Origin of the sequence: Enterobacter cloacae complex sp. IR5418 (genome assembly GCF_049238105.1) — a bacterium.
Taxonomy (GTDB): Bacteria; Pseudomonadota; Gammaproteobacteria; order Enterobacterales; family Enterobacteriaceae; genus Enterobacter; species Enterobacter hormaechei.
The window spans coordinates 56638-67691 of the sequence record NZ_JBMKHS010000025.1 but is presented as its reverse complement, the minus strand read 5'-3'; the positions used below and the strand labels follow the sequence as shown (position 1 = coordinate 67691).

The 11054-nt window shown below is 56.9% G+C and carries 11 protein-coding genes and 1 tRNA gene; 9 read left to right on the top strand and 3 right to left on the bottom strand.

The features are described 5' to 3' along the window. Window positions 1–103: 103 nt before the first annotated feature. A tRNA-Trp gene (locus tag ACOTX7_RS17715) sits at window positions 104–179 on the top strand. 100 nt (window positions 180–279) lie between these two features. Here ACOTX7_RS17715 and hdfR read toward each other — a convergent pair. Beyond that, the gene (gene hdfR / locus ACOTX7_RS17710; protein ID WP_221256653.1) at window positions 280–1101 is read right to left on the bottom strand and encodes an HTH-type transcriptional regulator HdfR; all 822 of its coding nucleotides are present in this window, start codon (window positions 1099–1101) and stop codon (window positions 280–282) included. 118 nt (window positions 1102–1219) lie between these two features. On the opposite strand from hdfR, the gene ACOTX7_RS17705 reads away from it, so the two are divergent. Next, entirely contained in the window at window positions 1220–1558 is a 339-nt protein-coding gene (locus ACOTX7_RS17705; RefSeq protein ID WP_006808641.1) for a DUF413 domain-containing protein, read from the top strand. Window positions 1559–1586: 28 nt separating this feature from the next. Here the strand turns inward: ACOTX7_RS17705 and ACOTX7_RS17700 are convergent, their stop codons facing one another. Further along, on the bottom strand, window positions 1587–3107 hold the full coding sequence (locus tag ACOTX7_RS17700; protein ID WP_032673461.1) for a YifB family Mg chelatase-like AAA ATPase: 1521 nt from the start codon (window positions 3105–3107) through the stop codon (window positions 1587–1589). A gap of 341 nt (window positions 3108–3448) precedes the next feature. Between ACOTX7_RS17700 and ilvL the strand changes: the two genes are divergently transcribed. The 7 genes from ilvL to ilvA all read left to right on the top strand — a co-directional run bounded on the left by ilvL (window position 3449) and on the right by ilvA (window position 9999). Further along, window positions 3449–3547: an ilv operon leader peptide gene (ilvL, locus tag ACOTX7_RS17695; RefSeq protein WP_001311244.1), complete on the top strand. Its 99-nt coding sequence runs from the start codon at window positions 3449–3451 to the stop codon at window positions 3545–3547. A gap of 86 nt (window positions 3548–3633) precedes the next feature. Then, window positions 3634–3684 carry a peptide IlvX gene (gene ilvX, locus ACOTX7_RS17690; RefSeq protein ID WP_166792073.1) on the top strand — a complete coding sequence of 17 codons (51 nt, stop codon included), beginning with the start codon at window positions 3634–3636 and terminating at the stop codon, window positions 3682–3684. A 2-nt stretch (window positions 3685–3686) separates the two neighbouring features. Continuing rightward, window positions 3687–5333 (top strand): acetolactate synthase 2 catalytic subunit, encoded by a 1647-nt coding sequence (gene ilvG / locus ACOTX7_RS17685; RefSeq protein WP_006808639.1) that lies wholly within the window; start codon window positions 3687–3689, stop codon window positions 5331–5333. Continuing rightward, a complete protein-coding gene (gene ilvM / locus ACOTX7_RS17680) occupies window positions 5330–5593 on the top strand; it encodes an acetolactate synthase 2 small subunit (RefSeq protein ID WP_003860184.1) in 264 nt (87 codons plus the stop codon). Before ilvG ends, ilvM begins: the two co-directional genes overlap by 4 nt. Before the next feature lie 18 nt (window positions 5594–5611). Further along, the gene (locus ACOTX7_RS17675; protein WP_006808638.1) at window positions 5612–6541 is read left to right on the top strand and encodes a branched-chain amino acid transaminase; all 930 of its coding nucleotides are present in this window, start codon (window positions 5612–5614) and stop codon (window positions 6539–6541) included. 60 nt (window positions 6542–6601) lie between these two features. Beyond that, entirely contained in the window at window positions 6602–8452 is a 1851-nt protein-coding gene (gene ilvD, locus ACOTX7_RS17670; protein ID WP_221256652.1) for a dihydroxy-acid dehydratase, read from the top strand. Between the two features lie 2 nt (window positions 8453–8454). Continuing rightward, on the top strand, window positions 8455–9999 hold the full coding sequence (gene ilvA / locus ACOTX7_RS17665) for a threonine ammonia-lyase, biosynthetic (RefSeq protein ID WP_062933753.1): 1545 nt from the start codon (window positions 8455–8457) through the stop codon (window positions 9997–9999). Between the two features lie 45 nt (window positions 10000–10044). Here ilvA and ilvY read toward each other — a convergent pair whose 3' ends face one another. After that, the gene (gene ilvY, locus ACOTX7_RS17660) at window positions 10045–10935 is read right to left on the bottom strand and encodes an HTH-type transcriptional activator IlvY (RefSeq protein WP_017382574.1); all 891 of its coding nucleotides are present in this window, start codon (window positions 10933–10935) and stop codon (window positions 10045–10047) included. Between the last annotated feature and the right edge of the window lie 119 nt (window positions 10936–11054).

The following is an 11054-nucleotide window of genomic DNA, read 5'->3' as shown; positions in this document are numbered from 1 at the left end:
ACCTGCCTGTCACGCAGGGGGTCGCGGGTTCGAGTCCCGTCCGTTCCGCCACTTATTAAGACATTAAGCCTGCCCTTTCGGCAGGCTTAATGGCAAAAACTTTAGGGGCGTAGCTCAGTTGGTAGAGCACCGGTCTCCAAAACCGGGTGTCGCGAGTTCGAGTCTCTCCGCCCCTGCCATATAGAATCCTTTGCTTCGGCAAAGGATTTTTTTTTGCCTGCAAAACAGCTCAACACCTTCCTGAAGAATAATCAGCCTGCGTTTCCGCAGGCTTTTGTGTTAATCCAGTATGCTGGTTTTTAACAGATCTTTTATCTGCGACTGCTTATCGCTGTTTTGCAGCCAAATGGCATACAGCGGCCTGGAGAGAGTTGTCGAATCGGTGACAACATGAAGTGCAGGTTTATTATCCGCCCAGCGAACAGGTAACCAGGTACAACCTTTCAATGCGGGAAGATGCTGGCAGGCGATTTCCGCAGAGCTTGTCGTGAGTTGCGGGATATCATCGCTGGCGATTAACCCCGTCTCGTGCTGGTGAAAATCAGGCCCCCACTCCAGGCGTAAATAGTTAAGGTCGGCCTTCATCATTGCAGGCTCCGATGCATAGAGCGCCAGACTAAACTGTCCAACAATCTGGCTGCTAAATTCGTCCATCTTGGGGGCTTCTGTGGTGATCAGCAGATCAAGCTGCCGTTCGTGGAGTTGCTTAACCAGTGACTGACGTTGCGCAATCCTCGCCTCAAATTGCAGATGGTTGTGTGTGCGATATAGCCGCATAAGCCACTGGCTGAGCATGCATTCCCATAGTGATGCGCTGGCACCGATCGAGAATTCATTATGCCGGGAGGTGTGCGCAACCTCCTTTCGCGCTGCCTGCCAGGTATTCATCAGGGTTTCTGCATACGGCAACAGTTTTTCACCGGCCGGTGTTAAACGAATATTGTTGCGATGGCGAGTAAAAAGGTTCACACCCAGTTGATTTTCCAGCTGTCGAATACGAAAACTGACTGCTGACTGCGTCAGGTAAAGGGCTTCAGCTGCTCGCCCAAAGTGCCGCGTTCTGCTCACTTCGAGGAAAGTTTTTAGCAATTCCGTATCCACATCTTTCTCCACAAAATTATTTGTCGTTATGATTTAAATGTTTTGTTTTACACTCTGTCAAGCGTAACTAATACTCCGCGCCATAAATAGCTCGGCCAAAGAATTAGGAGCGTGTAGGATGGCGGAAAGCTTTACGACGACTAATCGTTTTTTCGACAATAAACATTATCCGCGCGGGTTCTCTCGTCACGGCGATTTCACGATCAAAGAAGCTCAACTTCTTGAGCGCCATGGTTATGCCTTTAACGAGCTGGATCTGGGTAAACGTGAACCGGCAACCGAAGATGAAAAACAGTTTGTCTCTGTTTGCCGTGGTGAGCGTGAGCCGCAATCTGATGCAGAACGTGTATGGATCAAGTATATGGCTCGCATTAAGCGTCCTAAGCGTTTCCATACGCTGTCTGGCGGTAAGCCGCAGATGGAAGGTGCAGAAGACTACACCGAGTCTGACGATTAAAAAGAGAAGGGGCTACGGCCCCCTCTTTTTACGCCAGCATTTTTTGCAGATGCAACAGCAGCCGATCGATCGCACGGTAACTTAAGGCCTCCTGCAAATGGCGCCTCTCAATGCCGGGGCAGCCCTCCACGTCGGCGACCGTGCGCGCTACTTTCAACAAACGCTGCCACGCGCGAATGGATAGCCCAAACCGCGTCAGTGTCTCTTCCAGCCAGCCTGCATCTTCAGCGTTGAGAGAACAAAACTGTCGGATCCCGGCGTTATCCAGCCGGGCATTCAGCCTGTTCTGACGAGCATACTGCCGCGCCTGCGCTGCAATAACCCGTTCGCGCACCGCTGCTGAACTTTCCCCTTTCATACCGGCTTGTCTCAGCAGACCGGGCGGTGGCAGGGGGATCTCGAGAGATAAATCAAAACGGTCGAGGAAGGGGCCAGACAGCTTACTCAGATAGCGCAGGGTCTGCTCCGGCGTACAGCGGTTATGGTTGCCCTGATAATGTCCCGTAGGGCTAGGGTTCATCGCAGCGACCAGCTGAAACTGCGCAGGGTAGCTTATTTTGGCGCGTGTACGAGACAGATGGATTTCGCCGGATTCAATCGGCTCCCGCAACGCATCCAGCACGCGGCGTTCAAACTCTGGCAATTCATCCAGAAACAGAATGCCGTTGTGCGCCAGTGAAATTTCACCCGGTCCGGGGATCGACCCTCCGCCTACCATCGCGGTAAGAGACGCGCTGTGGTGTGGAGAGCGGAAAGGACGGCGGCGCCACTGTTTATGCAGCGACGTTGAACTGACCAGGCTAAATATCGCGGCGCTTTCCAGCGCTTCGTGATTATTGAGGGGTGGCAGCAGGCCGTTCAACCTGCTCGCCAGCATCGTTTTCCCCGTGCCTGGCGGACCTATCAGTAACAGGTTATGCCCACCCGCGGCCGTTATCTCTAACGCCCGCTTACCCTGATCCTGGCCCATAATATCGCTGAGGTCATCGGGAGAATCTGGCGCCACCTCGTCATTCTCCTGCGGTTCGGCAAGCTCATGTCGGCCTTCCAGCCAGGCGCAAACCTCCTGCAAATGTCCCGCGACAAGACATCCCTTTTCGGCGATAAGGCTTACTTCAGAGGCATTTTCATTGGCCACAATGATTTGTCTTCCTGCGCGTATGGCTTCAAGCGCACCCGAGATTGCTCCGGGAACGCCTCTTAACGCGCCTGTAAGCGCTAATTCGCCCACGAACTCGCACGAGCTTAGCCCTGGCGTCTTGAGCTGTTCAGAAGCCGCGAGAAGCGCTATAGCAATAGGTAAATCATATCGCCCACCCTCCTTTGGCAAATCTGCTGGCGCAAGATTGATGGTGATCTTCTTCGCCGGAAAAGCATAACCGCTATTAATAATTGCGCTGCGTACGCGATCCCTCGCCTCTTTAACGGTCGTTTCTGGCAAGCCGACCAGCGTCAACCCGGGCAGTCCATTGCTTAAATGAACCTCCACAGAGATAAGCGGTGCCTTCACGCCGATAGCCGCGCGTGTATAAACAACTGACAGTGACATAAGCCCCTCCTTGGCGGCGACTATGCCAGTATCATTTATTCCTGTTGAGTGTTGATTCACTGATTTACGGCGCTCGTTCAAGACTTTTGGCGGCAAAATGTAACCATTACACGTTGGCGGAAGCGGCCTCGCAGAAAAGCAATCACGCGCGGCTTGCCTCTCGGAATAGGGCAAAAAAATGAAAAATCTTCATTTCTGTTTTTTCCCTATATAAAACAACGATTTTGAAAGAAATAGTTCGCATGCTACAGAAATGGGTCATAAAAAAATCTTGTGTCACATGAAATATCTGTGGTAACTCTTTAGGTATTCCTTCGAACAAGATGCAAAAAGAACTGAAAATGACAGCCCTTCTACGAGTGATTAGCCTGGTCGTGATTAGCGTGGTGGTGATTATTATCCCACCGTGCGGGGCTGCACTTGGACGAGGAAAGGCTTAAGAATCAAGCCTTAACGAACTAAGACCCCCGCACCGAAAGGTCCGGGGGTTTTTTTATGACTAAAAAACTTAAATGAGGAGCAGAGAATGACGACTAGCACAAAATTCTGTTTCTCCAGATTTATGACGGGGAACTAACTATGAATGGGGCACAATGGGTAGTACATGCGTTGCGCGCGCAGGGAGTCGAAACCGTATTCGGTTATCCGGGTGGCGCAATTATGCCGATTTACGATGCACTGTATGACGGCGGCGTGGAACACCTGTTGTGCCGACATGAGCAGGGCGCAGCGATGGCCGCCATCGGATATGCCCGTGCGACCGGTAAAACCGGCGTCTGTATGGCCACCTCCGGTCCGGGCGCAACGAACCTGATCACCGGCCTGGCTGACGCGCTGCTCGATTCCGTTCCCGTCGTGGCGATCACGGGCCAGGTTGCCTCTCCGTTCATCGGTACCGATGCTTTCCAGGAAGTGGACGTTCTCGGTTTATCGCTGGCCTGCACCAAACACAGTTTCCTCGTTCAGTCCCTCGAAGAGCTGCCGCGCGTGATGGCCGAAGCGTTCGAGGTTGCCAGCTCTGGCCGTCCCGGCCCGGTTCTGGTGGATATCCCGAAAGATATCCAGGTTGCACTCGGCGATCTCGAGCCGCATTTCTCTACCGTGGAAAGCGACGATGCGTTCCCGCATGCCGAGGTTGAAGAGGCGCGTCAGATGATCGCGCAGGCCAAACAACCGATGCTGTACGTAGGCGGCGGCGTGGGTATGGCGCAGGCTGTTCCGGCGCTTCGCGCGTTCATTGCAACCACGCAAATGCCCGCCACCTGCACGCTGAAAGGCCTGGGCGCGGTTGAAGCGGATTACCCGTACTACCTCGGCATGCTGGGAATGCATGGCACCAAAGCGGCAAACCTGGCGGTGCAGGCATGCGACTTGCTTATCGCCGTAGGCGCCCGTTTTGACGACCGCGTCACCGGCAAGCTGAATACCTTCGCGCCGAATGCCAAAGTGATCCATATGGATATCGACCCGGCGGAGATGAACAAACTGCGTCAGGCGCATGTCGCGTTGCAGGGCGATCTTAACGCGCTGTTACCGGCGCTGGAGCAGCCGCTGGATATCAGTGCATGGCGCCAGCACACCGCAGACATGCGCGCCGAGCATGCCTGGCGTTACGATCATCCCGGCGAGGCCATCTACGCGCCGCTGCTGTTGAAGCAGTTGTCCGACCGCAAACCCGCAGACAGCGTGGTGACGACGGATGTCGGCCAGCACCAGATGTGGTCAGCCCAGCACATGACCTACACCCGCCCGGAGAACTTCATCACCTCCAGCGGCTTAGGCACGATGGGCTTTGGCCTGCCCGCTGCCGTAGGGGCACAGGTTGCCCGCCCGAACGATACCGTTATCTGTATCTCCGGTGACGGCTCCTTCATGATGAACGTTCAGGAGTTGGGCACCGTGAAGCGTAAGCAGTTACCGCTGAAGATCGTCTTGCTCGATAACCAGCGTTTAGGGATGGTTCGCCAGTGGCAGCAGCTGTTCTTCCAGGAGCGTTACAGCGAAACAACGCTGACCGACAACCCCGATTTCCTCACTCTGGCCAGCGCCTTCGGCATTCCTGGTCAGCACATCACCCGTAAAGACCAGGTTGAAGCGGCACTCGACACCATGCTGTCAAGCGAAGGGCCATACCTGCTTCATGTCTCAATCGACGAGCTTGAGAACGTCTGGCCGTTGGTACCGCCAGGTGCCAGTAACTCACAAATGCTGGAGAAATTATCATGATGCAACATCAGGTCGCCGTGCAGGCTCGCTTCAACCCGGAAACCTTAGAACGCGTTTTGCGCGTGGTCCGTCACCGTGGCTTTCAGATTTGCTCGATGAATATGGAAACGGCCACCGACGCGCAGAACATCAGTATCGAATTAACCGTTGCCAGCCCGCGGCCGGTCGACTTACTGTTTAGTCAGTTATCAAAACTGGTAGACGTTGCCCATGTTGCCATCTGCCAGAGCACAACCACATCACAACAAATCCGCGCTTAAGCGTGACAGGACGAAAAAATGACGACAAAAAAAGCTGATTACATTTGGTTCAATGGCGAGATGGTTCGCTGGGAAGACGCGAAAGTTCACGTGATGTCCCACGCGCTGCACTACGGTACCTCCGTGTTTGAAGGGATCCGTTGCTACGATTCTCACAAAGGGCCAGTGGTGTTCCGCCATCGCGAACACATGCAGCGTCTGCATGACTCAGCCAAAATTTATCGTTTCCCGGTCTCTCAAAGCGTTGATGAGCTGATGGAAGCCTGCCGCGACGTGATCCGTAAAAACAACCTGACCAGCGCCTATATTCGTCCGCTGGTCTTCGTGGGCGACGTCGGCATGGGCGTAAACCCGCCAGAAGGTTACACCACCGATGTGATCATTGCTGCGTTCCCGTGGGGCGCCTACCTGGGCGCGGAAGCACTGGATCAGGGGATCGACGCAATGGTTTCTTCCTGGAACCGCGTGGCGCCTAACACTATCCCGACAGCGGCTAAAGCGGGCGGTAACTACCTTTCTTCACTGCTGGTCGGCAGCGAAGCACGTCGCCACGGCTACCAGGAAGGTATCGCGCTTGACGTGAACGGCTACATCTCCGAAGGCGCGGGTGAAAACCTGTTTGAAGTGAAAGACGGCATTCTGTTCACGCCGCCGTTCACCTCTTCCGCGCTGCCGGGCATCACCCGCGACGCCATCATCAAGCTGGCAAAAGATCTGGGTATCGAAGTGCGCGAGCAGGTTCTGTCCCGCGAATCCCTGTATCTGGCTGATGAAGTGTTCATGTCCGGTACCGCGGCTGAAATCACGCCGGTGCGCAGCGTCGACGGCATTCAGGTGGGCGAAGGCCGCTGTGGTCCGGTGACCAAACGCATTCAGCAAGCCTTCTTCGGCCTCTTCACCGGCGAAACAGAAGACAAATACGGCTGGTTGGATCAGGTTAATCACTAAATATAAATTTGGGACGGCACGCACCGTCCCATTTAATCGTCAGACGGGAGTCAATAAAGCATGCCTAAGTATCGTTCAGCCACCACCACCCACGGCCGTAACATGGCGGGTGCCCGCGCGCTGTGGCGCGCCACCGGAATGACCGACGCCGATTTCGGCAAGCCGATTATCGCCGTGGTGAACTCCTTCACCCAGTTCGTACCGGGCCACGTGCACCTGCGCGATCTCGGTAAACTGGTTGCCGAGCAAATCGAAGCCTCCGGCGGCGTGGCGAAAGAGTTCAACACCATTGCGGTGGATGACGGTATCGCGATGGGCCACGGGGGGATGCTCTATTCACTGCCGTCGCGCGAGCTGATCGCCGACTCGGTGGAGTACATGGTTAACGCCCACTGCGCCGATGCGATGGTCTGTATCTCCAACTGCGACAAAATCACCCCGGGGATGCTGATGGCCTCCCTGCGCCTGAACATTCCGGTGATCTTCGTCTCCGGCGGCCCTATGGAAGCGGGGAAAACCAAGCTGTCCGACAAAATCATCAAGCTCGACCTGGTCGATGCGATGATCCAGGGCGCGGACCCGAAAGTCTCTGACGAGCAGAGCGACCAGGTGGAACGCTCCGCGTGTCCGACCTGCGGCTCCTGTTCCGGGATGTTCACCGCCAACTCCATGAACTGTCTGACCGAAGCGCTGGGCCTCTCGCAGCCGGGCAACGGCTCGCTGCTGGCGACCCACGCCGACCGTAAGCAGCTGTTCCTTAACGCCGGTAAGCGCATCGTTGAGCTGACCAAACGCTACTACGAGCAGGACGATGCCAGCGCGCTGCCGCGCAACATCGCCAGCAAAGCGGCGTTCGAAAACGCCATGACGCTGGATATCGCCATGGGCGGCTCCACCAACACCGTTCTGCACCTGCTGGCCGCCGCGCAGGAAGCTGAAATCGACTTCACCATGAGCGATATCGACAAGCTCTCCCGCAAAGTGCCGCAGCTGTGTAAAGTCGCACCGAGTACCCAGAAGTACCACATGGAAGACGTGCACCGCGCGGGTGGTGTTATCGGTATCCTCGGTGAGCTGGATCGCGCCGGGCTGCTGAACCGCGATGTGAAAAACGTGCTCGGCCTGACGCTGCCGGAGTCGCTGGATCAATACGACGTGATGCTGACCAAAGACGATGCGGTGAAAAAAATGTTCCGCGCCGGCCCTGCCGGTATTCGTACCACCCAGGCGTTCTCGCAGGATTGCCGCTGGGACACGCTGGACGATGACCGTGCCGAAGGCTGTATCCGCTCGCTGGATCATGCCTACAGCAAAGACGGCGGTCTGGCCGTGCTGTACGGTAACTTCGCGGAAAACGGCTGCATCGTGAAAACCGCAGGCGTAGACGACAGCATCCTGAAATTCACCGGTCCGGCGAAAGTGTACGAAAGCCAGGATGAAGCGGTAGACGCTATCCTCGGCGGCAAAGTGGTGGAAGGCGACGTGGTTGTCATTCGCTACGAAGGGCCAAAAGGCGGCCCGGGCATGCAGGAAATGCTTTACCCAACCACCTTCCTGAAATCCATGGGCCTCGGCAAAGCCTGTGCGCTGATCACCGACGGGCGTTTCTCCGGCGGCACCTCCGGCCTCTCCATCGGCCATGTTTCCCCGGAAGCGGCAAGCGGCGGCAACATCGCGATCATTGAAGATGGCGACCTGATCGAAATCGATATTCCTAACCGTGGCATTCAGCTGAAGCTGAGCGACCAGGAAATTGCGGCCCGTCGTGAAGCGCAGGAGGCCCGCGGCGACAAAGCCTGGACGCCGAAAGATCGCCAGCGTGAAGTCTCCTTCGCCCTGCGTGCTTACGCGAGCCTTGCCACCAGTGCAGATAAAGGCGCGGTGCGCGATAAATCTAAACTTGGGGGCTAATGATGGCCGAGTCACAACCCTTATCCGCCGCCCCCGAGGGGGCGGAATACCTGAGAGCGGTGCTACGCGCGCCGGTCTATGAGGCGGTGCAGGTCACGCCCCTGCAAAAAATGGACAAACTCTCTTCACGCCTGGATAACGTCATTCTGGTGAAGCGCGAAGACCGCCAGCCGGTGCACAGCTTCAAGCTGCGCGGTGCCTACGCGATGATGGCCGGGCTGACGGACGAGCAGAAAGCGCGCGGGGTGATTACCGCGTCGGCGGGTAATCATGCGCAGGGCGTGGCGTTCTCGTCTGCTCGTCTGGGGCTGAAAGCGCTGATTGTGATGCCGGTTGCCACCGCAGACATCAAAGTCGACGCGGTGCGCGGGTTCGGCGGCGAAGTACTGCTCCACGGGGCCAATTTTGACGAAGCCAAAGCCAAAGCGATTGAGCTGGCGCAGCAGCAGGGTTTCACCTGGGTGCCGCCGTTCGACCACCCGATGGTGATTGCCGGGCAGGGTACGCTGGCGCTGGAGCTGTTGCAGCAGGACGCGCATCTCGACCGCGTTTTCGTCCCGGTGGGCGGCGGTGGCTTAGCCGCAGGTGTGGCGGTGCTGATTAAACAGCTGATGCCGCAGATCAAAGTGATTGCGGTTGAAGCGGAAGACTCTGCCTGTCTGAAGGCGGCGCTGGATGCCGGACATCCGGTGGATCTGCCGCGCGTCGGGCTGTTTGCCGAGGGCGTGGCGGTGAAGCGCATTGGCGATGAAACATTCCGTCTTTGCCAGGAGTATCTCGACGATATCGTCACCGTCGACAGCGATGCGATCTGCGCGGCGATGAAAGATCTGTTCGAGGATGTACGGGCGGTGGCGGAACCGTCCGGCGCGCTGGCGCTGGCGGGAATGAAAAAATATATCGCCCAGCACAACATTCGCGGCGAACGTCTGGCGCATGTGCTGTCTGGTGCGAACGTGAACTTCCACGGTCTGCGCTACGTTTCCGAACGCTGCGAACTGGGTGAACAGCGTGAAGCGCTGCTGGCGGTGACCATCCCGGAAGAGAAGGGCAGTTTCCTGAAGTTCTGCCAGCTGCTGGGCGGCCGCTCGGTAACGGAATTCAACTACCGCTTTGCCGATGCCAAAGACGCCTGCATTTTTGTCGGCGTGCGTCTGAGCCGTGGCGTGGAGGAGCGCAAAGAGATCCTCAGCCTGCTGCATGACGGCGGCTACAGCGTGGTCGATCTCTCCGATGACGAAATGGCGAAGCTGCACGTGCGCTACATGGTCGGCGGCCGTCCGTCGAAGCCGCTCAGGGAACGCCTGTTCAGCTTCGAGTTCCCGGAATCGCCGGGCGCGTTGCTCAAGTTCCTGCATACGCTGGGTACCCACTGGAACATCTCTCTGTTCCACTACCGCAGCCACGGCACCGACTATGGCCGCGTGCTGGCAGCGTTCGAACTGGGCGAGCACGAGCCGGATTTCGAAACGCGGCTGAACGAGCTGGGCTATGAGTGCCACGACGAAACCCACAACCCGGCTTTCAGGTTCTTCCTGGCGGGCTAAGGGTTGAACTGCGTGTAGGCCGGGTAAGCGCAGCGCCACCCGGCTTTAGTGGTTGGGCAAAATCTTCCAGAACGCATCAATAAGCGGCTCATGCAGCCGCTTTTTTTGTGCACACACGCCAAGTTCGAACGGCGTTTTCTCGTCGCTGCGCTCTAAAATCATCACGCGATTGCGCACCGGTTCCGGGCTATTTTCCAGCACCACTTCCGGCAGCAGCGCCACGCCGCAGCCGAGCGCCACCATCGACACCATTGCCTCATGGCCGCCGACCGTGGCGTAAATTGACGGGTTGCTGATCTTCTGGCGGCGGAACCACAGCTCGATGCGGCGACGCACCGGGCCTTGATCGGCCATGATAAACGGCACCGTTGACCAGTCTGGTTTTTCCACAGAGACCTGGTTGCGCACCGGGCAGGGCAGCGCCGGGGCAATCAGCACCACCGCCAGATTCTCCAGCATCGAGAACGCCACCGCACCCGGCAGGGTTTCAGGTTTCCCGGCAATCGCCAGATCCGCTTCGCCCGTGACCACTTTTTCCATCGCGTCGGCGGCATCGCCGGTGGTGAGTTTAATTTCGACCGACGGATGTTCCGCGCGGAAGCGATCGAGAATGGGAGGAAGATGGCTGTAGGCGGCGGTTACGGAGCAGAAAATATGCAGCTCGCCGGAAAGCGACGGCCCCTGCTGGTCAATGGTGTGCCGCAGCTGCTGATACTGCAACAGCGTCTGCTGGGCAAAAATGCGCAGTTCTTCCCCGGCTTCCGTGAGGGTGACGGTGCGGTTATCGCGCACGAACAGCGGCTGGCCGAGGTCTTCTTCAAGGCGCTGGATCTGGCGCGACAGCGTGGACGGGCTGACGTGCATCGCCCGGGCGCTACGGCCAAAGTGGCGGCTTTCCGCCAGATGCAGGAACATTTTCAGATCGCGTAAATCCACCGATTCCATTCCCTCTTTTTACATTGCATAAATTGCAATATGACGTTGTGAATATATCAATTTCCGCAATAAATTTCCTGTTGTAATGTGGGTACATTCTCGCTGAAACGCGAACCGAA